The organism is Candidatus Aegiribacteria sp., assembly GCA_021108435.1.
Taxonomy (GTDB): Bacteria; Fermentibacterota; Fermentibacteria; order Fermentibacterales; family JCC-6; genus Aegiribacteria.
The window spans coordinates 44823-66980 of sequence record JAIOQY010000032.1 but is presented as its reverse complement, the minus strand read 5'-3'; the positions used below and the strand labels follow the sequence as shown (position 1 = coordinate 66980).

16 protein-coding genes and 2 tRNA genes are annotated in these 22158 nt (G+C 45.4%); 3 read left to right on the top strand and 15 right to left on the bottom strand.

The window, feature by feature from the left end; all coding sequences use genetic code 11:
* On the bottom strand, positions 1 to 337 hold a 337-nt coding region (locus K8R76_02150; GenBank protein ID MCD4846974.1), incomplete at its 3' end, for a hypothetical protein.
* A 429-nt stretch (positions 338 to 766) separates the two neighbouring features.
* Between K8R76_02150 and K8R76_02145 the strand changes: the two genes are divergently transcribed.
* A complete protein-coding gene (locus K8R76_02145; GenBank protein ID MCD4846973.1) occupies positions 767 to 1927 on the top strand; it encodes an ATP-binding protein in 1161 nt (386 codons plus the stop codon).
* Between the two features lie 578 nt (positions 1928 to 2505).
* On the opposite strand, the gene K8R76_02140 is transcribed toward K8R76_02145, so the two are convergent.
* A tRNA-Met gene (locus tag K8R76_02140) sits at positions 2506 to 2582 on the bottom strand.
* Positions 2583 to 2617: 35 nt separating this feature from the next.
* Entirely contained in the window at positions 2618 to 4405 is a 1788-nt protein-coding gene (locus K8R76_02135) for a hypothetical protein (protein MCD4846972.1), read from the bottom strand.
* Between the two features lie 111 nt (positions 4406 to 4516).
* Here K8R76_02135 and K8R76_02130 point away from each other — a divergent pair.
* A tRNA-Val gene (locus K8R76_02130) sits at positions 4517 to 4593 on the top strand.
* Between the two features lie 7 nt (positions 4594 to 4600).
* Here K8R76_02130 and K8R76_02125 read toward each other — a convergent pair.
* From K8R76_02125 to K8R76_02070, 12 genes are all read right to left on the bottom strand, one after another.
* Complete coding sequence (locus tag K8R76_02125) at positions 4601 to 9115, bottom strand: hypothetical protein (protein ID MCD4846971.1); 4515 nt, start codon at positions 9113 to 9115, stop codon at positions 4601 to 4603.
* 151 nt (positions 9116 to 9266) lie between these two features.
* Positions 9267 to 10712: a T9SS type A sorting domain-containing protein gene (locus tag K8R76_02120; GenBank protein MCD4846970.1), complete on the bottom strand. Its 1446-nt coding sequence runs from the start codon at positions 10710 to 10712 to the stop codon at positions 9267 to 9269.
* 203 nt (positions 10713 to 10915) lie between these two features.
* Positions 10916 to 11599 carry a formylglycine-generating enzyme family protein gene (locus K8R76_02115; GenBank protein ID MCD4846969.1) on the bottom strand — a complete coding sequence of 228 codons (684 nt, stop codon included), beginning with the start codon at positions 11597 to 11599 and terminating at the stop codon, positions 10916 to 10918.
* 64 nt (positions 11600 to 11663) lie between these two features.
* Complete coding sequence (locus K8R76_02110) at positions 11664 to 11906, bottom strand: hypothetical protein (GenBank protein ID MCD4846968.1); 243 nt, start codon at positions 11904 to 11906, stop codon at positions 11664 to 11666.
* A 53-nt stretch (positions 11907 to 11959) separates the two neighbouring features.
* Entirely contained in the window at positions 11960 to 13228 is a 1269-nt protein-coding gene (locus K8R76_02105; protein MCD4846967.1) for a hypothetical protein, read from the bottom strand.
* Positions 13215 to 14447 (bottom strand): ribosomal protein S18-alanine N-acetyltransferase, encoded by a 1233-nt coding sequence (gene rimI, locus K8R76_02100; GenBank protein MCD4846966.1) that lies wholly within the window; start codon positions 14445 to 14447, stop codon positions 13215 to 13217. Before rimI ends, K8R76_02105 begins: the two co-directional genes overlap by 14 nt.
* Entirely contained in the window at positions 14437 to 15108 is a 672-nt protein-coding gene (gene tsaB / locus K8R76_02095; GenBank protein ID MCD4846965.1) for a tRNA (adenosine(37)-N6)-threonylcarbamoyltransferase complex dimerization subunit type 1 TsaB, read from the bottom strand. The genes rimI and tsaB overlap by 11 nt, the downstream gene beginning before the upstream one ends.
* On the bottom strand, positions 15083 to 15508 hold the full coding sequence (gene tsaE, locus K8R76_02090) for a tRNA (adenosine(37)-N6)-threonylcarbamoyltransferase complex ATPase subunit type 1 TsaE (protein MCD4846964.1): 426 nt from the start codon (positions 15506 to 15508) through the stop codon (positions 15083 to 15085). Before tsaE ends, tsaB begins: the two co-directional genes overlap by 26 nt.
* A complete protein-coding gene (locus K8R76_02085) occupies positions 15505 to 17061 on the bottom strand; it encodes a bifunctional response regulator/alkaline phosphatase family protein (GenBank protein ID MCD4846963.1) in 1557 nt (518 codons plus the stop codon). Before K8R76_02085 ends, tsaE begins: the two co-directional genes overlap by 4 nt.
* Positions 17058 to 18428 (bottom strand): hypothetical protein, encoded by a 1371-nt coding sequence (locus tag K8R76_02080; protein ID MCD4846962.1) that lies wholly within the window; start codon positions 18426 to 18428, stop codon positions 17058 to 17060. The genes K8R76_02085 and K8R76_02080 overlap by 4 nt, the downstream gene beginning before the upstream one ends.
* Before the next feature lies 1 nt (position 18429).
* Complete coding sequence (locus K8R76_02075) at positions 18430 to 19617, bottom strand: lactate racemase domain-containing protein (protein MCD4846961.1); 1188 nt, start codon at positions 19615 to 19617, stop codon at positions 18430 to 18432.
* A gap of 5 nt (positions 19618 to 19622) precedes the next feature.
* On the bottom strand, positions 19623 to 20069 hold the full coding sequence (locus K8R76_02070; protein MCD4846960.1) for a hypothetical protein: 447 nt from the start codon (positions 20067 to 20069) through the stop codon (positions 19623 to 19625).
* A gap of 166 nt (positions 20070 to 20235) precedes the next feature.
* Here K8R76_02070 and K8R76_02065 point away from each other — a divergent pair, with 166 nt between their 5' ends.
* Positions 20236 to 22146 carry a TIM44-like domain-containing protein gene (locus K8R76_02065; protein MCD4846959.1) on the top strand — a complete coding sequence of 637 codons (1911 nt, stop codon included), beginning with the start codon at positions 20236 to 20238 and terminating at the stop codon, positions 22144 to 22146.
* Positions 22147 to 22158 lie beyond the last annotated feature (12 nt).

The following is a 22158-nucleotide window of genomic DNA, read 5'->3' as shown; positions in this document are numbered from 1 at the left end:
CAATGGAACCGTACACGAAAGCAATCTCAATTCTATCAGTAATAGGCTTCAGCAAGGATTTCAACCTATCCGCTACGCCACCTGTCTTAATGACGATATTTTTCAGATCAGTATAAATCGAACACTCCTGATTGGCTGAGTAGTGCTTCTGATTACCCAATCTTGATCTGGATACGATCCCAAGGGTACATAACCTGTCAAGTTCCTTACCAAGGTTAGTCGAATCCAATTCGAGAATCACTGATAACTGCCTGATGTAGTACTTCTCACCTGGATGCATGAACAGCCACTCAATAACTTTTGCCCGTGTTCCGGAGCCGAATAGTTGTTTAAGCATCTTCCTCCTTTGCAGCAGTATTCGAAGTGTTTTTCACCCGTATTGCAGTACTTTCTACCATAATTACAGTATTATTTTCTGTCATTGCGGTAAATATTACTGTATACTTCATTCATGGCAAGTGGGACTTTTTCTTCAGGCCGTGTGCCGGGCGCTTTTCGTTGACAGGTATGCGTCTTACTGAAGATAATTGCCACAGGCTGTTACACCTGCGGCAAAATTCTGGTAGCCCTGAGTAAGAGTTCTTTGAACCCCCTCATGGAATGGCTGAAGGGGTTACTCCAGCTTCGGCAGCGTTATCCCTGCACTAAAATCATCCAAGAACAATCCTACTGATTAGATACCATCAGGAAGCTCTGCTCCTGTTTCTGATTGGTGATAATTGAGAATTGCGTTGACAATCTACACTCTTTGAAGTACCTTTCAATCATGATTAAAAGACATATATCCAAAGCAGTCAGAGACCTGGCTAAAGGTTATCCGGCAATTGCAATCACCGGACCGCGTCAATCAGGAAAAACAACCCTGGCTAAAATGCTGTTCCCGAACAAAACATATGTATCTCTTGAAGATCCGGATATCTTAATGCTTGCTCGCGAGGATCCCCGGAAATTCCTGCACGCTCATGATAAAGGTGCAATACTTGACGAGGTGCAGCGCTGTCCGGAACTCTTTTCTTACCTGCAGGGCATTCTTGATGAGAGTTCTCAGATGGGCCGTTTCATCCTCACGGGTTCACAGCAGTTGGGCTTTCACTCCGGAATAACACAATCTCTCGCTGGCAGAGTTGCACTTGTTCAACTGCTGCCTTTCACGTACGGAGAGGTGTATTCTCACCCCCAGGCACTTGATCCGGTAATGTACAGAGGGCTATATCCACCTATCCACGATCGCAATTTGAATCCATCCGCCTGGTTTTCGAATTACATGAATACCTATATTGAGCGAGACGTTAGACAGATGCTTAATATAAGGGATCTCAGAACATTTCAGAGATTTGTGCGCCTGTGCGCCGGCAGAACCGGGCAACTCCTTAATCTATCCGGATTGGCAACAGATGCCGGCATTACGCACAACACCGCGAAGTCCTGGATTTCCATACTGGAAGCAAGCTATCTGATTTTTCTGCTTCAGCCACATTTCCGTAATTTCAACAAACGCATAATAAAATCACCGAAGCTCTATTTCTACGATTCCGGACTTGCCGCCTGGCTTTTGAATATCAGGGAAGTCGAGCAGCTGGAATCTCATCCTCTCAGAGGAAATCTGTTCGAAGGCTGGGTTATCAGTGAATTTGTTAAAATGCAGTTTAATATGGGGCTGCAATCAAATTTGTATTTCTGGCGCGATCATAAGGGACACGAAGTGGATGTTCTCTTTGAGAAAGCAGACGAATTGATTCCACTTGAAATCAAATCCGGTCAAACTCTGAACAGCGATTTTTTCAAAGGGCTGGATTTCTGGCAGAAGTGCAGTGGAATTGAAAATCAGGATTCATGGCTGGTATATGGTGGAGAGAAGGCGCGATTAAGACGGAATACCAGAGTAATCAGTTGGATGGATCTTCACGAGTTGAAGGAATATCTTTAATACGCCCGATGGATGATTGTAGACCTGTATGCTAAGAGATAAGCCTGTTGCTGGAAGCCTATTGGTCCTCCATATTCACGGGGGACACAAGCACTGTATCACCGTCCTGAGCAGCGCTGATAGCACTCTGGATGGAAGGGTATTCGGAGGGAACGAGGAGAGTGTCTGCGTGAAGTAAGGCACAAAAGGCTATCAGAAGTAACACTGAATTCTTCATTATCAGTATACACTCCGTTCATATACTGAATGTAACTGTTTACATTACGAATAACAAAGCCTCATTAAAAGGGGGCATTCACTTACATGGCTGGCAGGTAGGGATTTCCTTCGGAGAACCTTCGGTTTCCCTTCTACTAGCTTCGCTCGCTCAGGATAAAACCATGCTTGCTGATTCGATGATGAAATGAGAGCAGTGTTCTCGTAAGTTGAAGTAATGCAGCACGACCTGCTGCCATTACTGTAAATATGCAATCTCAGATTATGCACTGATAAGGCAGTTTCTTCTGATAAGTTGAAGAAGTGTGGTACGTCCCCGATTACTACAAAAGCGGGGACACCGAAAAGGTGCCCCCGTTTTTTGGTAGCGGCGGAGGGACTTGAACCCCCGACCCGCGGATTATGATTCCGCTGCTCTAGCCAGCTGAGCTACGCCGCCAGGGACGGGAACAATAGAAATACTGCTGCCATATGTCAAGAAGAGTCAGGTTGTTGAGAATTACAGAGGACTTTCAATCTGCTCAATACTTCAGCGAGATCCTCCTTATTCAAGCCCTTCTCGTCTTTCTGAATCCTGAGGAGTAATGCTGAAACTCCGGACCACTCTATTATGCTTACATTCACAGTGTAATCCTTTACTGCTTCAAGTAGATGCTGAAAGGAAACTGTATGAACCTCAGATACGCAGCATATCAGTGTCGCAATCTTCCGCTTGCCAAGGAACACGTCCAGGGAAGAAGGGTTTTCAATGTTGTTTCGGAATTCAAGATAAGATGAGATAGATACGTAGATCAGCCGAATATGAAGTGCCAATTCATCGACTGACATGCTTGATCTGAGAAAATCCTCGATATGATAGTAAAAATCTGTGATGAGGTGATCAGGAATATCCTGAATCATCTCCCGGATCTCCATCAACTGTCTTACATCATTTAGCCGCATTCCCCGATCAAAATCCCTGAACTGACCGAAACTGGCTTCTATGGCCAGTTTAACGTCCCGATATGCGTCCTCCATTTCCATGAAAGCTTCACGCTCAACAGTAATGTCAATGATATCTACCCAGATCTCACGGTAATTTGAAGGAGATCTGAAGGAGACAACTGAAAGACCGTCAACTTCATTTATTGAGCCGACAAGTTGAATGATTTTTACATCATGCTTCTCATTATCAGACTGTTTCGAGACAAGAACAAGCTTCAGCTGTGCCTGAAAAGTTGTTGAGGAGACGACTGCCAGGTAAGCCTGGTTCATATCCGCATTCTCGCACTCTTTTAGCAGAAGCGGAATCAAGGCTCTCGCATAGTGCTCTCCGCCTCCGTATCGATGTATCCGGTTCAACCTTTCAAGTTCATGAGCAACAAGAAGCTTTTTGAGGGTCCTTCTAATAATTATCTGTTCTTCTCTGGTTGCGCTTAATCCGGTGGGACCAGTCATTTCAATCCGAATGGATATTATTCCGTCCCTTGTTGTATATCTTCTCTGGTGGCGGATAGAAGCACCAAACCACGCATGTGTGAGAGCGGTAACACAGTTCTGAAAGGAGATATCTCTTTCGAATCCCGTGATATTTATCCCTGTAAGGTGTTCCCTCGTTGTATTTAGATTCTTTATCCGAAACTGGGCTTTACCACCGCTGATTCGGACCTGATTAACCAGTTGAAAATTCGATCTGATGATCCAGGCCAGGTCCAGAGCGTTTCTCTCCGCAAGGTATTCGTCAGACCTGGAAGAGATGAACAGAACCAGTTCACCTTTCTCGCCTAGAATACCTGAAGGAATCCCTTCATCACCATAGAGACCTTCCAGTGCAGCCCTTACTTCCTCGAACTTCTCCAGTCGTTCAGCTGCTCTGGACAGCAGTGACACTGTTCCAGCCCGTCCCTGAGCCAGTCTGGCTAAAAGATCAGCCATTCTCATTGCATCTGCGGCAAATCTATTTCTTCTCTCTGAATTTTCATCCCGAATTCCCGTAATCACATATCCTCTTCGAAGCCCTTCACTCCTTAACGCAAAGCCCTCGAGAAGGTCCAGATTCCAACCGGAATGATGAAGTTCGCTGAGCACAATTGTAGCGAGACCGGGCCAGTCTATTGCGGCAACGCCGACCAGAACCAGGTCATCACCATCCTTCTGATCAATGATAACTTTAGTGTTATATGTTTTTTTCAGAGCAAGCAGTTTTTTATAGATGTCCGATCTTCTTGCTGCAGGGATAATACTGCCCGGGCACTCGCATTGATCTGTGTTCTTTTTGTCCACCCGGTTATTCTCCGTTCATTCGATAACTCAGAACCTCAACGTTCTTGACAGACAACATCTGTCAAATCATATATGCTCTCCGGTCGCGAAAGCAACAACCATCAGTTTCGTGGGCGAATAACTCAGCTGGCTAGAGTGCCTGCCTTACAAGCAGGATGTCGGGGGTTCAAGTCCCTCTTCGCCCACCATCCGAACCTAACGTTCCAAACCTGTTTCGGGAGTATCCATCCTGTCAACGGTAAAACTCCATGAATATCCAGCAAGTTCCTCTCCGTCACAGGAAAGAAAAGTTATGGATATGCTGTATTCGCCATCATCAAGATATGATGGTGGCCTGAACTGAACCAGATCTTCATACATTGCAAGAGGCGACAGTACATACATGACATCACCGGAACTGTCAGAAAGTTCAGCTCGAGCTTCCCAGGTCAATATACTATCCGAGAAATCAACGCAAATCTGTAATATCGGTCTATGATCGTATGTTGTGCCTCCGGGATACTCTGAATGAAACAGTGCCAGAGGTCTTTCCGGAACAGTAATAATGTAAGGCTCGCTAACCTTTTCATTCCCGGCCATATCCTCAAAACTCAGTATGATCGCGACAGGCTGCGCTGAAACCTGAGTTAGATTCAGATCGACTGTCCAGATTGAGTCCTCGCCCATAATAAGTACAGCATCGTCAAGCCCCTCTGCGGAAAGGGTTGCGTTTAGAATTCCCGTATCTTCATCTATACATTTTACAGTTATATGAGCAAACATCAATGTTGAATCCATACTTACCGAATACTCGCTGATTACAGGTGGAGTACTGTCTGTCTGCACGGTCCAGAATACTCTTTCAATTAATTCTCCGTTTTCGTCAAGAATCGATAATTCAGGAATTTCGGATTTACTGCATTGAGACGGTCTGTCAAAAACCAATTTCTCATTAACTAGCCTTGGAATAACTGAAGCTTCGCCAAACAGAACCAGCATTCGCTCGTTCTCCATCATTTCAGGCTCAATCTCAAAGCTGAAGCGCTCAGGAATCGAATCAAGACAGCCTGAGGGTTCGAGTGAGTGGATTCGAAGCATTTCCGGCTCAAATGCAAGTCCCAGATCGACTTTTCCCGTCTCATCAGGCACCTGCCAGCCCTGCATGTAGATCCAGTATACTGCTGAAGTATCCGGATCGGGAATAAAGATATTCTCATTGGACGTGGGAGAAGAGGAGCTTTCAGCAACCTCGGACATTCCATCTACCAGCCTGTTACTGTTCTGATCCTTGAAGAGAAACAGATCCATATCCAGATCAGGAGTTATTCCTGTTGTTCCGATTGAAAGGCTTCTCTCGTTCGCAGGTAATCGGAATGGTCCCAGGATCCATCCCGCGGAAAGAGGATCATCAGGGTCATCCTGTTCTATCTGGACTTCCGAAAACAATTTGATCCAGTTCTGACCGCTGGAGCTATCGGAGAAAGCATATTCGGGAACAGGAGAAACACCTGGAATGCGAATGGGCACCGGAGCATTGAGCCAGGCTGTATCGACGGGAGGCAGATCACTCGAAAGTGCGCGGTAAGTTTCCATTCCGGAGAATCTTCGCCATGTGAACAGATTGTTTCTGTTGTCCAGAACAACAAAACATGTATCGCCCGGTTCAGAACGGAATGGAGCTGGAAGAGCACGGCAGTTGAATCCATTTGCATAGTTCCGGAAATTCTCTCCATCCATGAAAACAGGAATCGCCGACGAGTGACTCTCCGGCCATTCAGTCCATCTTGTGCCTCCATACCCTCCATTGTCTTCTTCGTTATCAAGCGAATAAAGTGTACCCGTATAATAGGAAACCGGGTAGAGCACAGCTGAAGCATGAATTCCATCCGAAGGGGCGTTCTCCGGAAGCAGGATCTCCTGCATATCCGGTATGGTTCCCGGCACCGAGTATTCAAGAGTATAGTCTTTCCCTTCGGAAAAGGAGATATTAGAACATCCCGTAACTCCATATGGTGTCACGATATCAAGAGTATATCCTCCGTACGGTTCCCATCCCAGTTCAAATGAACACTTACCCATTTCATTGGTGTAGTTGAATATGGAAACCATGTTAGCCCTGTCCCAGTGCGATCTCATGAGAACCATCGCTCCTTCAACAGGTGTTCCCCGGGCATCGCTGACCATTACTTCAACATGAGCAGTAGCGGTATATCCTGAATCCCCCGGCATATATCCGGAACCCTCGGGAACAGCAACACTTCTGGTAACAGGCCATACAGTATCTTCCGGTCCGAATGCGGTGATTGCGGATATTGTTTTCCTGCTATGAGCGTTTCCTTCGCCTGATACCCATACGTGCCCAATACCTCGAATTCCATAATTGATATCCCAGTGATTCCATCTGCCGTCTGATGGATTAAGGTAGTGGTTCCACTGGTGATCTTCACCCCTGCACCCTACAACATACGCCGGAATGAAAAAGGCTCTGCATAGAGCTGTCTGCAGAATGGACTGTTCACCACAGGAGCCGTAGCCTTTTCTGTAGATCACCATGGGCTGAAGATCATTCGTGAGATATCCGAAAGTCATAATTCCATTAGGCTGAGACCAGGCAAGGTAATTGCAGATTCTCAGTACTGCTTCTTCGTACGTTCGCGCCTTCCTCATCGATTGAATAAGAACAGGTCCATGCGAATGGTCAGACGGAATTGTTTCCCGCCAGAACACATGGTTCTCAGATTCACCGAAAAGGCTGTCCGGTTCATGCCTGAGCCATTCCTCCATCGTAAGTTCCAGAGAATCCGCATCTGTCAGCCAGTAATCAGCATCTATCCTGCCAGGAACTTCGAAGAGTATTCTGGGATGTACGACGAATCTGTAGTAGTTCTCTCTTTTGATAGTAACCCATCCACTGTCGATAAGCAGTTCGCAGATTGTCCCATCAGTTGATTCAGTCAGTCTCACGTATTCAAGCTCATTCGCCAATGAATAAAGCTGTAAAGCGTTATTACTGAAGATATCACTGTCACCATTCTCGTACATTTCCCTGAGAATTTCAGTCGGAGTATTTGCAACACAGTATGCAATTTCGTCTCTGATTAGAGGATCAGCTTCGATAACCTCTCTTGCGAAGGCGTTTACAATCATGGAATCTGATGGTGTGCGGAGCAATGAATAAGGGGAGAAATATCTCGAATAATATCTATTCAGTTCCGAGACAGCTCTGTTGGGGGCAAATCTGAAAGAGTGTTTCTCAATGAAGAACGGCTCCCCATTACAGGCATTCTCGTCAAGCTCAAAACAGGTTAGATTGCCACTTGAGTTTCCGATGATGAGTTCGTCCACACCATCACTGTTGAAATCCGCCGTACACGGACTTGAATATTCTCCGACATCAATTCCTCTGAAAGGCGAGATGTCTGTAACATCAGTCCATGTTTCTTCCTCAGTCCGGACATAGTATCTGATATCACCATCCTTCGAACCAAAGATGATTCCATCTTCGAAAAAAGCTGGAGTACCGGAAGAAATGGCTGGAAAATCCGGTATACGCTCCCAGGAACCTTCAAACCACCCATTCCGATAGCCGCGAAGCATGAACACATCACCTTCCATTGTTCCTGCAACGAGATCGGGTTCCAGGTCTCCGTTCAGACAACCATAAGCCAAAGAAGGATATGTGCCCGGAACAGGGGGAAGACTCAGCATTTGAAGAGAATCCGGATCGGATATCACTTCATACAGCGCACCGTAACGGGAACAGCATATAAGCTTTGTCTCTCCATCAAGACAAATCACGACCGGTGAAATATTCTGGAGTTTCTCACTTGATAATACGGACTCAATCTCAACCCATTCATCCGCATACACCTGTGAATCAATGTTAAGGCGGTACAATTTCAAACCGCTCTGCTGAGTTCCCGCAGCAAGACACATGGTTGTATCATCAACAGAATAAATTTCAGGTATTGTAAAAGCTCCCGGGTTCATGGGAAAGAACAGCTCTGATTCTGAGGAGAATGGAAGAAATACAGGGGTTTCAACAGTACCTCTATTCCGGAATACCAGCACCTTACCTGATTCCGTTCCTGCAATAAGATCAGCAAGTCCGTCACCTTCCATATCAGAAAGGGCTACACCTGTTACGGCTGAGAAATCAAATCCGGAAGCAGTCAGAAAGGGCAGGCCTCCGCTTTCAATCGTGAGTGTACCATCGCTGCTTATCAGGGCGGTATCCGCAAGTCCATCATTATTGATATCGCATAAGACCTGGAAATCAAATTCCTCAATAGGACTCTGGAATTCTTCCCAGTTCGGAGCGACATATGCGTGAATATCCCCATCATCATCTGTCAGAATAAGATCTGATGAAGCATCACTGTTTACATCAGCAAAGGCCGGCTGAACAGGAGAAGACACATCAACGGGTTCGAAAAGAAGATCAGCAAACTTCACAAGGAGATCATGAATCAGCCACTCATCAGCCAAATCAAGTGCTTCTAATGCAGGTTCCGTAAGAAATTCACGCAATTGCTGATCATCAATACCAGGCCACGGACCGGGAGCAAACGTTGAAACAGTTGTAAATACCTGAGAAACAGAGGTATCATTATAAATTGACCAGGCGTAACCGCCGGGTGGAATATCAATTGAATCTGTTTCATCCAGGATTTGAGCTGATGAATTAATGAAAACAAGAAAAATCAGCAGAAAATGAGAAATTACCTGCATTATGGGAACTCTCCTTAATACTATCGACATAGTGCGCAATACTAAAATCTTCCGGTTTCAGCTCGACTGAAGCCAGTCATTGATTCCATCAGTGTCCTCCCGGATATCATAATAGTGAAAGCTGTTGGAATTTTCAGGTTAGCCCAGCCTGCTATTTCAAGAACATCATTCGTTTCGTTTCAGATATATCGCTCCCTGTTGTTAACTGATAAAAATACACTCCTGAAGGAACAGGCTGGCTGTTTTCATCGGTGCCATTCCAGAGTACTGAATGATAACCAGCAGGTTTATTTTCATTTACCAATGTCCGCAACTTCTGTCCCAGTATGTTGTAAATGCTGAGGGTTATATTCGCATTAACTGATAATTGATAGCTGATGGTTGTTGTCGGATTGAACGGATTTGGATGGTTCTGTAACGAAAATGTAGAAGGGCTGCTACCTGAGTAGCTTGCATTGTCAGAAGATATGCCAACAAATTCACTATTTGTGCAATACCAGACTTCATAATCATTACTTCCATATAATCCCTCCAGGAATGCTATATGACCAGCACAAACAGAATCAATGCTTAATGATATATTTGCGGTATGCTCACTATTGAAGGTTAACTGTTCGGGAACCTCAAAACTCCCGGTGCAATTATTCACATAATACAGCTCATGAGTATTAGGGGTTCCAAAATCCCCGCCGATATAGGCAACATGAATATTATCTAAATGATCCACTACTAAAGCTGTGACTTCATTAATACTGTTTGCGGTTGTCAAGGTTACTGTGGTCTCAAAACTTCCGCCCACATTGTTAATATAGTAAGCTCCCCCATGGTATTTAGAGTAAGAGACATGAACGTTGTCTGAGGAATCGATCCCTATCGAAGAGTGCCAACAAATCGTTCCTGCACTTACTGTTGTCAGACTGTCGAATGTCCCTGCAACATTGTTTGTGTAGAGTATATTGGCTCCATTTTCAAATACAGTATGAACGAAACTGTTACTATCCAGAGCCATTGAAGGTCTGACGTAACTTTTTCCTCCTGTTTCATCAGTGACTCTGGTCGATGATCCAAATGACCCTCCCTCATTGTTTACATAATAAATATCCCAGTTACCATATTCATAGTACCCATATTTGTAAGCAATATGGGCAACGCCGGCAGGATCAATACTTAAGCATGAGTGTTCAGGGACAAAGACACCAACATCTGTTTCTGTGAAACTAACCTGCACCGGGTCGCAAAAACTGCCGCCAATGTTGTTCACATAAAATTCTTCATAATCATGACCATCATGTCCCTTGAAGGCAATATGTGCATTCCCTGCCTGATCTATCCTTAAACGAGGATACAGGTCATTAGTGTTATTATCGGTAACTTTTACTGGTGTTCCGGTGATTTCAGAAAGATAGTAAATATCATAGTCACCATCGTTATTGGAGCACCAGGCAAAATGAGGAATGTCGGATGGATCTAAGTCTACTGAGGACATTGATTCCGCATAACTGTTATCGGTCAATTGGAAGCTTTGCCAATCAGCCAAGGTTAAGCTTGCAGAAATTAGAATCAAACTCAGCAGAAGACCTGTTTTCTTTATATGCAATGTGATTTCCCTTCAGCAGACCTGCCCCTGATGTGAGCCTGATGCTCTTATAGGATATTAACTGTAGTCTCTCATTTCAGATTACTTTATCCTGCTCATTGAATGCTTATCTAATATTTATTGTAATTAATCAAATTGCACGTATTAGGTCTATTTATTATTTAATATATACCCATTAATGCTGTCTAAATTGACGAAACAGACTACGTCCCCGGGAGCAGGATGCGGAACCCGATATGTCGGGCACGGTCGCCAGATGCCAGGTATTTGACGCTGCTGATCGTAATATCCCCCGCTGGTGACAGCCAGGCACCACCGCAGACCGGCACAAGTGAATCCGTAGACATGGTCCATTCAGCGACATTTCCAGCCTGGCAGGCGAAACCTGCATCATTAAGAGGAAAAGAATCCACCGGAGCTGTCCAGAGGTATCCATCTAATCCTCTTGTCTCCCATTCATCGGATGAAAGGTAATTGGCCGGGTATTCAGCATCGGAAGGATCAAGTGATCCCCAAGGATACTGCCCTGACATGTCTCCTGATATCCCAAGTGAAGCAGCATATTCCCATTCCGCGCGGGTGGGCAGTCTGCCTCCCATTTCAGCTGCTGCTGCAGCGGCTTCATCCATACTGACATTCACAACAGGATAGTTGGGATAATTGAAAAGATACTTTTCCATTCCCGAAAAAACAGGATCTGGCGGTAATTCAATTCCGGCATCATCAGCAAGACTGTAGAACAGTCTGTTTGTGACTTCGTATCTTCCAAGGCGAAAACCATTAATCGAAAGAGTATCATGTTCGTCTGTTATGTATAATCCTCCGGGAACAGTTACGAAGGCGTTGTCCTGTTCGGTCAGTGGAAGAGGTTCAGGAAGAAAGAACATTTCATTATTACTCTCGCACGATAAAAGCATAATCGTTAAAAATACAGCGGGAAAGAATTTCACCTCAGGCGTTTTCCGTTGCTTTCTTTCTGAACATGATCGCGAAAGGTATTATCACACAGTAACCCACGATAAGCATGATGGGAGCGATTGTAATGTGTCCTCCCCGAAGCAGGAACCATCCGATTACTATGTCCAGCAACCCGATTGCGAACAGCAGGTAATTTATCAGCGTAAAAGGTGCTGCCCTGTTATCTTCTTTCGACGAATCCATCTGCTCGGAAACAACGGTTTTCTTATCGGTCATTTAATTCAACCTCCAGTTTTCTGAACTGAATCTCTATTTTTCATAAGCAATACCTATACATCAGTCCGATGATAACTGTCAACGTTTTGGAACAGCTGATTCTGCTCATCCCCTTTTTCCGGCAGAGCTATCCACTCATTCCGCCAGGCATGATGCATAGCACATCCCACAACGAAGAAAGAACCGGTCACAACAATCAGATCAGACTGAAAAGACCGGGCTAGATTCATCGCTTCACCGATATCATCTCTCCAGAACGTTTCCACTCCAGCATCCTGAAACTGCTCCGCCAGAGAGATTGCAGGAAGAGATCTCTCGTTGAGAGGTGTAGTTGTTATGACAGGATTCAGAACCTCGCAAAGCTGTTCTGTCATTTCCTTCCAGAATTTGTCTTCCAGAAATCCCACTACGGCCGGTACAGGAAGTTTCCAGTTCTTCTTCAGATAGAAAACCAGATACTCAACCGAACCCGGGCTGTGCGCCACATCGAAAAGTATGGACGGTGATCCTGAATGGAGATCAAGTCGTCCCGGCCATCTGAGAGTTTTGCATGATTTTTCGAATGCTGGTTGTACATCTTCCTTCGTGTAACCGGAAAACATCAGGGCAGCGGACAGAGCCAGTCCGGAGTTACGTTTCTGATGCGCTCCTGGAAGAGGTGATAACTCCGTCGATTCAGGTCTTATGCGAATGAGACTTCCGGCTTTTTCAGCAGCGGTCAATACCTCTTCAACTTCAGGCTTCTGTTTAAAGGCAATAAGAGTTGAACCCCTCCGGGCAATCGCAACCTTTTCAGCTGCAATAAGGGTTTCTGTATATCCAAGTATTCGCCTGTGTTCGAGTTCAACACCTGTGAAAAGAGTGCATTCGCCATCCAGGAGTCTCGTGGCATCAAGTCTTCCGCCAAGACCTGCTTCGGCGACAACGAAATCAACACCTTCCTTTTCAAAGAACCATGCCGACATAACCGTTGTTATTTCAAAGAAAGTCGCGCTGTGTTTCTCTATCCTTTCTTTGAAAAGCTCCATAAACTCAATTACGGCTTCCTCAGGTATCCAGACATTATTAATCGCTGTTCTTTCCCGATAATGAAGGAGATGAGGTGATGTGATTCTGCCGACTTTATAACCAAGGTGGTACAGGATCTCAGCAAGCAGGGCAGTTGTACTGCCTTTCCCGTTTGTTCCGACAACGTGGATTGTCCTGAAGTGTTTCTGTGGATTGCCGGCATCATTCAGAAGACAGCGAACACGATCCAGGCCGAATTTCATACCCATTCGTCTTCTCCCGAAAAGGTATTCTTCCGCTTCAGCGTAATTCACGAGCGGCAATCTCCCTGAGAAAAGCAATAAGGAATTCTTCCTGCTTCCTTCGAATTACAGTCTGTGAAGCCAGCACATCATCATGAGTCACCTTTTCGCCAGGTAACACGGCATTTGTGATTAGAGAAAGAGCCACAACGTCAAATCCACGTGAAGATAACAGCAGAGCCTCCGGTACTGTTGACATGGAAACGGATGAAATGCCGTTTCTTCTCAGAAACCGTATTTCTGAAGACGTTTCATAGGCCGGACCGGATACACAGGCAAAAATCCCTTTATCGACAGAAGCACCAGTTTCTGAAGCAATCGAAAGTGCCAGTTCCCGTAGTTCTTCTGAATAAACGTATCGCCCAACTCTTCCTTTAGTGGATTCGGGAATACAACCCGAAAAATTGACATGATCACTGAAGACAATAATGTCACCACAATCAAGGGCTGGATCCACCGCTCCTGAAGAAGACATCAATACCCATGATAATACACCAAGATCTCCAAGCACGCCTGGAAGAAGAGATACCTGATCACCGCTGTAACCCTGGTAATAATGACGCCTTCCCAGCAGGAACACAAAATTGCCGCACTCGCTGAATACAAGCTTCCCGGGATGCCCGGGCAATCTGGCATGAGAAAATCCTGTTATTTCGGGATACGTAATTTCAGTTCCATTCCCGAATGAATCGGCAAGCCATGAAAGGCCCGATCCGAGTACGATACCAACACGCGGAATACTCTCACAGAGACTAGCAATTGACCGTGCAATACCGACATCTGTTTCATCAGGAACCAGGATCGCCTGAAACTCCAGGCCATCCTCGGAATCAGGATAGTAACAGCTCAGTTGATCCGTCTGTCTGTATCCATTCCTCAAGTAGAACGCAATTGCAGGTTTTGAGGATTCCCTAACCTCAAGCCTTGAAGCGGCTATTCCCAGTCGACTTCCCCAATATTCCGCTGCTTTTAGAAGAAATGTACCGATTCCCTGTCTCCGGAATTCATCACGAACGGCAAGGTTGATAATATGAATTTCCTCTGACACAAGATTTGCGGTAACGTATCCTGCTACCTTCCCATCAGTTCTTGCTGTCCATGTTCGCACGAAAGGCGTGTTTATGCAGGCAGTTATCTGTTCTGCGCTCCATGGGCATGGAAAGTACTTATTCTCGATCTCCAGAATTTCAGTGATGTCTCTTTTCGAAGCAACTCGCAATTCAGCGCACACTGCTCTTCGCCTTCTCGTTGAAACCCCGCAGGTAGACAGGAGTTATGGTCCTGTCGAATCCCTCGGCTCCAGCCCTGATACTGCCGATCAGTGCAACAAGAGATGGTCTGGGAATATCCCATAGTTCGGGTACCCATTGTACTGAATCAGGGAGCGAAATTTCACTTCTTCCACTTCCTACAGCGATCAATTCATCTCCTGTTGATAATTCCTTCAATAGTGCTGAAACCATATAAACCCCGGGAGGGATAAGAATCTCTGCATCTGGAGAACTGCTTTCATACAGCGCGGCAAAAACTTCAGATTGTCTGGCTCTGATACACGCCAGAACAGGATTCTCAGTGGTAACTGATGAAGCAAGAACCCTGAGAGTCTCAACACCTTTCAGACCGATCTCCCAGCCTGCAGACAGACCAATGGCTGTGGCAATGCCGATCCTCAAACCGGTGTAGGATCCCGGACCGGAAGAAACCGCGATTCCTGAGATCTCTTCGGGAGAAATCTCTGTTTTTTCCAGGAGGTTTGATATACACGGGAGAACTTTTTCAGAGTGAACAGCAGCGACAGGCAGGTACTCCTCGGCAACAAGTTTCCCATTCCTGACCAGTGCAACACCTCCGGTGGAGGTTGATGTTTCAATTCCCAGCCAGACGCCGGTCATCCACGACCACCTCTCTCAGATTCGGATCATCTGTAAAACCGATGTTTATCAGTACTCCATTATCCAGAATCTCCTCTTCAAGCCGATCCGCCCATTCTACAACTGCCAGAGAGCTTGAATCAAGCGCTTCAAAGATACCAAGGGAGTGCAGCTCCCGATGGGCTCCCTCAAGTCGGTAGAGATCAATATGATGGATTTCCTTATTTCCAGTGTAGTAAACCGCGTCAACTATAAAGCTCGGGCTTGGAATATTACCTGTCACTCCGAGTGTTCTGAGAACAGCTCTCGCGAATACTGATTTGCCCACTCCAAGATCACCTACAAGGAAGATGTTATCTCCTGGATACATACTCAAAGCGATCTTCTCTGCAAGATGTTCAAGATCAATCCGGTTCATCATTTCATATTCTTTGGTTTCAGAACGATGCTTGGAACTATCACTTCCTCAAGAGACACACCGCCATGCTGGAATGTGTTTCTGAATTTCTGCATTTCATTCCGGGGTACATTCTGAAACATCATGAAATAATCAGACCTTGCAAACAGATAATTTTTTGCCGGAGTATCATCCGGCAGACCCCATTCTGCGGGTTTCCTGGCAGTTATTGCCGTTCTGGGATCCACAGACAGGTTGCTCCCGTATCTGTATCTTATACTGCCTGATACTCCTCTACCCATGATCCTGGTATCTCTGGCTGTAAAAACAGAACCATGATCGCTGGTAACAAGTACGGTGGTGCCCCGTGCGGCAAGTGTCTGGAACAGAATTTTGAGGAAGGATGATTTAAACCAAGTCTCGGCAAGACTGCGAAAACTGGCAACGTCCGGAGCAAGATCACGTATGAGATCAAGTTCAGACCTGCCGTGGGTAAGATGATCAATATAATTTACAACAACCGCAAGGAATCCATTCTGCAAATTCCGGGAAAGTGAATGCAGGAGAACTTCTCCTTCTTTCCTGTTACTGATTTTTACGTAATCCGGATTGGAATGTCTTACACATCCAAGCCGTTTCAATGCTTCAGACAGGAATTCATGTTCATACCTGTTCAATCCAGGGACACCGTAATGCTCAATCCATCTGTGACGATGAAATCTCCATATATCACGTGGAAGCAGACCGGCAAAAATAGAGTTTCGACTGTAAGGCGTGGCTGAGGGAAGTACTGTCAACATAAACTCAGTCTCAATATGAAACCATTTTTCAAGCACAGGCGCCATCGTCAGCCACTGGTCATACCGCATGCAGTCAATAATGAGCATAACAATTTCGCTTGATGATTCCAGTTGAGGGATAACCACTCTTTCAAGATAATTATGAGACATCAAGGGTGAATCAGAACCTGTACCGGCAATCCAGTCAGGATAACTGTGCTCAACATGTTTTGAAAAATCTATTGCAAGATCATCGAACCTGGTTTTCTGAACTGTCTTCATTTCATCGGCAAGAGATCCTTTGGATGCGACATCCATCTCCACCCATGATCTGTAAATATTAACCCACTCCTGCCAGTCCATCTCATGGCTTCGTATGTCCATTATCCTGGTGGTCTGATCAACAATCTCTCTTGCGGCTCTCTGAGTTTTTAAACGGGTTCCCATAACCAGTCTCTTTATTACAAGGAGTATCTGACTGGGATTGACAGGTTTGGTAAGGTAATCATCTACTTCACCACCAATAGCAAGATCCATCAGTTCTTCTTCTTCGCTCTGAGTAACCATAACAACGGGAAGTGCGTGATAATTTTTTCGCAGGATGGAAACAGTCTCCAGTCCGTCCATCCCTACCATCATCTGATCCATCAGTACTATATCCACCCGATTCTCTCTCAATGAATCAAGAGCTGCGTTCCCGCTGCTTGCGGTCAGGACTTTATATCCACGCTTCTCGAGGAATCGTATATGACTCTGGAGGTGTGCTATTTCATCATCCACCCATAGTACAGTTATCATTCTTCACCTTTTGGTGCGGCTGGAAGTACTATTGTGAAGGTTGTTCCCTTACCGGGTGAACTTGCCCTGAGACGAATGCTCCCATTATGATATTCTTCAATGATTCTCTTACTGAGAGTAAGGCCAAGGCCCCATCCACCACGCCTCGTACTGAATCCAGCGTTGAATATTTTTTTCTGATCACGGAAGGCAATACCTTTCCCGTTATCCGCAATTTCAATTTCGACTAATCCGGGACCCTCTTCGATATCATTGGAAGTTATCATGATCATTCCGGATCTCTCTGAACCAAGCGATGAAAGCGAGTTCTTGAGAAGGTTTTCAACAACCCAGCCGAACAACACTCTATTGAGATACACTATCTGTTCCGAGCAAAGATCTGTCTCCAGTTTGATTTCTTCATTTATTAATCCGGGGCGCCCATAGAAATAATGAACAGTATCAAGTATTATGGGATTAACAAGGTTGTTCTCAAGTTTGGGCTTTTTTCCCATCTGACCGTATCTGTTTGCAATCTGCTTTAATCTTTCAACATCGTTTTCAATGTATTCAAGAGCCTCGGAAAATTCTTTGTCCGTATGTGCTTCAGGTCTCTCGTGAAGAAGTTCCAGCCATCCCATTAGAGAGGTCAGCGGAGTACTTATCTGGTGAGCTGTTTCTTTGGCGAATCCTATCCAGGATAACTCCTTTTCTCTTTTCGTTTCAATCCTGATCGCATACATGAAAAGAAAAGCCAGAAGGAAAAGCATTCCAAGTTCGATATACGGTACAAGTGTCAATTCTCTGGTAAGATCATCCGATCCATAGTGAAGATATCCAATGATTTCTCCGGAAGCTCCTTCCATAGGGACTGGTGGATTCAGCTCGTCAAGTGTAATAATCATTTCCTGATACGATTTCATATCACGCTCGCTAATCGTATCAGGAACTGCAGTCCCGTTAACTACCTGGGGGACCATGAATTGATCGGAAAGGATAGTATAGTATTCCAGTCTGTTCACCAGTTCCTGAAACAAAGCACTTGTTCTTCTGGAAATCAGATTTCTTTCTTCGAAATCAATTATAGAAACTACATGCCATTCCGTTTCCCGGCCGCATTCCCGGCAGAAACGAGAAATAGTGGTATCAGGCAGAACCGAATCAAATGGTTCGGAGGATCCACATTGGGAACATACACTCAATGATCCCAGTTCCGATAATCTGCTCATTGGAACCTGAGTGCCTGCCCAGAACCAGGCTATAGTCTCATTTGCGCTCGCTCTTGTCTCTTTAAGCCTTGATACAAGGTTGTGACTGTACAGAAAAAATACCCAGATCAGAATACCTGTAACAATCATAGGCAGGAGTCTTGTTCTGAAATTCCACATGTTAAGTCTCTCTCTCCGGCAAAGGCACAACAAATCCTGCTCTAGGAACAAACAGAGGATTGAAGCATCCCTGTTGCTGCAACCAATCCGATATATCATGTACGGGTTCTATACCCATTCCGGAAACAATCGCGTCCGGAAGACCGCTTGCCAGAGCAAGGCGGATTCTCTTTCTCATGTCCGTCAATCTGACAATCGAGTGATCTCCCAGATTGTACCGGTCAATCTCCGGTGCTTCCCAGTCCGAATCCATTGAGGCTTTAAAAGCCTTTTCCATGTGATCTGCTCCCAGCCCTTCCGTACAGGAACTTACAAGCAGGAGAACGCCTCCATCCTCAACAAGGGAATGGCAATTGTATATGGCCTTCTCCGACTGGTACAGGCTTATATCCAGCGGACTGCCGGGATGAAGAACGACAACAGGTGATTTATCGGTTTCCGCAAGAGTAGACAAACGGGAACAGACATCTACAGCAGCCATGAATGATCCTTCACAGGATCCCGTTATGAAGTGCACAAGTTCACCGTCATGCACTACGCCGTTTCCCTGTACGATTTCAACGTGTTCTTCAATCAATTCAAGGGCTTCCATCATATCAAGATGTACCGGATTACCGTTGAGTTTTCCGGGCATGGCGCCGGGCAGACAGGCCAGGTAATGATTCAGTACTATTGACTCCCTCGCAGATACACCGGGAAGAAATGATTTCCTGCCGCCTGTATATCCCGCGAAATAGTGAGGTTCAACGGAATTCACTGACACCACAGGATTTCCATCAAGAATCCATGGATCAACACTGACCGGCGTACCTCTCGAAGTTATGCCGATAAGTATCATTTCACTTGAATCACAATCAGAATTTTTCCATGCGGCTTCAGGAAATAATCCACCCAGAAGCAGATTTTTCTCTTCGAATGTAACCGGGCGGTGCGTCCCGGTTGCAAAAAGGATTCTTACATTACTTCTGAGTTCATGTTCGACCGGAGCCAGCATGCGAAATGATGCTGGTCTGGTTGAATCATTGACCACGAGGGTTACCGTCTCCCCCGATCTAAACTCCTCCAATCGGGATATGACCGGCTCCCATGCAGTTCTTATCATCAAGGATGTGAGAGGAGACGGAACGTCACCTCTGATGGAAAGTGCTCTTTTCTGCAGTTCTTCCGGAATTGTCAATCGCGAAATCATTTACTCTACATCCTCTGACCGTTCCAGATAAGCTCAGTGCCCGCGATATCCTGAATCCCCTGGAAAGAACTGAACTCCTCATTGAAAACGAAGGAACCGGAGCCTTCAAGCGTACCTTCTGAGTATGTGAATTCCAGGACAGTTCCATCAAGTTCACCATTAATGGATCCAAGAGGATAAGCACCATTCACATGTCCCCGATCATCAATGCTTAATTCCATTACTCCCATTGTTGTTGTCCAGGTCCCTTCGGGGCCTTCAGTGCTGATAACCTCTTCATTCTCGGAAGCCATGAGAAGTGTATCTTCTAACAAAGCAGTATCGGTAACCTCTGGGATATGATCGGATACAATCTCTTCATCGAGAGAAAAATCCAATTCTCCCTGAGGCGGTGATTCTCCGCAGGATATCAGTAATATAAAACCTGATATAATTATCATAATAGTACGCATATGAGAAATCCTTCCTGTGTTTCTGCCGGTCATATACTACAAAATATGAAGTATACCTGTACGTCAACTATATGAAGTCTACTGAAATTCTTCTATGGACACATACATGATAAAAATATACACTATAGCCATCAAGAGTGTTCAAGATTTTTCAAGGAGGGTAATCGTGTTGCTTCCAGGTCGAAACAGAAAAGGACTGTTACTGCTTTGTGTCGTTGCTGTTCTGCTTATTCTAGCTTCAGCTTCTTTCGCCAGAGCAGGAGGCGGAGGCAGCTATGGAGGTTCCAGCGGCGGGGGAGGCGGAAGCGGCGGGGGAGGCGGTTCAGGATACATTCTCTATCTTCTTATCCGCCTTGCTATTCACAAACCACTGATTGGAGTTCCGCTGCTGATTGTAGTGATCGTTTTGATGATTAAGTTTGGAAAGAAAGCAAAGGGAGGATTGGAAACTCATACAATTACCCGTGCGAGAAAACTGAACAAACAGCAGGAACAACAGAAGATGCAGGAAGCTCTGAATGCGCTGAAACTTCGCGATGAGGGGTTTACAAAGGAAGCTTTCCTCCAGAGAACCAATAAAGCCTTCATTGCCCTTCAGGAGGCATGGTCCAATCAGGATCTGGGAAAGGTGAATCAGTTCATTTCCGATGGAATCAATGAAAGATTCAGCCTGCAGATAGAAATGCAGAAAACTGAAGGCTATCGCAACCTGATGGAAAATATAGCTGTCCAGAGTTCGAAGATAGTAGGGGTTTTCAGCGATTTGCACTTCGACACCATCCATGTGGAAATTAACGCCATAGCTGATGACTGTGATATAGATCTTTCAACCGGAAAAAGAATAAGGAAGAACTCATCGAATTCATTCACCGAATACTGGAGTTTCCTTCGAAAACCGGGAGTTCAGACTCTGCAAGGTAAAGGTCTTGTAGATGGATTCTGCCCCAACTGCGGAGCTGCGCTTGAACTCAGCGATACGGGTAAATGCGCGAACTGTGACTCAATTCTGACAAGTGGTGAATACGACTGGGTACTCGCAGAAATAACTCAATCCGTTGAGTGGAACATAGTATCTGATGTATCGATGATTCCGGGCCAGGAAAGCATGACGTCTCTGGATCCCGGGTTCAACATCCAGCACATTGAAGACAGAACATCTGTGATTTTCTGGCGTTTGATAAAATCATGGTTCACAGGTGACGTTTCCGCCTCAAGGAAGATTGCTCTTCCCACTTTCATTGAAAGTTTCAGTAAACAACTTGCGAATACGAAGACCGATGAGGGATGGCTCTTTTTCAAGGATGCCGCTGTTGGAACGGTGGAGGTTCAAAGCATCATTCCAGGTACTCCGAACAGAATGGACAAAATTGAAATTCTGGTAAAATGGTCCGGTATAAATGCAAGGCGTAATGCTGAAGGCAGGATTCGATCAACCGGTCATAAAGCAATCAGACCACAGATATACACACTGGTTCGAAAGCATGGGAGAAAAACATCTGTTGATAACAGTTTCCGTTCCTCACACTGTCCGGGTTGCGGAGCTCCATACGAAGGAGGCAGTACGGGGAAATGCGATTACTGCGGGAGATCCCTGAATGATGGAAGCCAAACATGGGTTCTGGAATCGGTACATCGTTTCTCTGCCTCAAGAATCACAACAGAGGCTGTATCTGACGTTCAGAGAACTGCTCTTGTTTCACCGGAAATCCTTCTTTCATCCATGGTTTCAGCCATGTACGCCGATGGCGAAGTAGATGCCAAGGAAATGGAAGCTCTCTCGACTTTCGCTAAAGCAAGAAGGATCTCTGAAGAGAAACTGGCCAGCATAATCCAGACTGTTTCATCCGGGCAGAAAATACTCCCTGTTCCGCAGAATCAGAAGGAAGCCAGAGAAATTCTCGCAGTGATGGCAAGGGTAGTTCTTGCGGATGGAAGGATCACAAGCGGTGAGAAGAACCTTCTTCAGAAATTTGGCGAATCACAGGGACTGGTCTGGGCCGATGTTAAACTCATCATTGCCCAGCAGAAAGCAAAACTCTATTCGGAGGCTAAACAGATTATAAAAGAAGCAAAATAACAGGGATGCATT

Coding starts and splice junctions, on each gene's coding strand:
- K8R76_02145 (MCD4846973.1), top strand. CDS start 767: ATGATTAAAAGACATATATCCAAAGCAGTCAGAGACCTGGCTAAAGGT.
- K8R76_02125 (MCD4846971.1), bottom strand. CDS start 9,115: ATGCAGGTAATTTCTCATTTTCTGCTGATTTTTCTTGTTTTCATTAAT.
- K8R76_02115 (MCD4846969.1), bottom strand. CDS start 11,599: ATGTTCTTTCTTCCTGAACCTCTTCCACTGACCGAACAGGACAACGCC.
- K8R76_02110 (MCD4846968.1), bottom strand. CDS start 11,906: ATGACCGATAAGAAAACCGTTGTTTCCGAGCAGATGGATTCGTCGAAA.
- tsaB (MCD4846965.1), bottom strand. CDS start 15,108: ATGACCGGCGTCTGGCTGGGAATTGAAACATCAACCTCCACCGGAGGT.
- tsaE (MCD4846964.1), bottom strand. CDS start 15,508: ATGATGAACCGGATTGATCTTGAACATCTTGCAGAGAAGATCGCTTTG.
- K8R76_02085 (MCD4846963.1), bottom strand. CDS start 17,061: ATGATAACTGTACTATGGGTGGATGATGAAATAGCACACCTCCAGAGT.
- K8R76_02080 (MCD4846962.1), bottom strand. CDS start 18,428: ATGTGGAATTTCAGAACAAGACTCCTGCCTATGATTGTTACAGGTATT.
- K8R76_02075 (MCD4846961.1), bottom strand. CDS start 19,617: ATGATTTCGCGATTGACAATTCCGGAAGAACTGCAGAAAAGAGCACTT.
- K8R76_02070 (MCD4846960.1), bottom strand. CDS start 20,069: ATGCGTACTATTATGATAATTATATCAGGTTTTATATTACTGATATCC.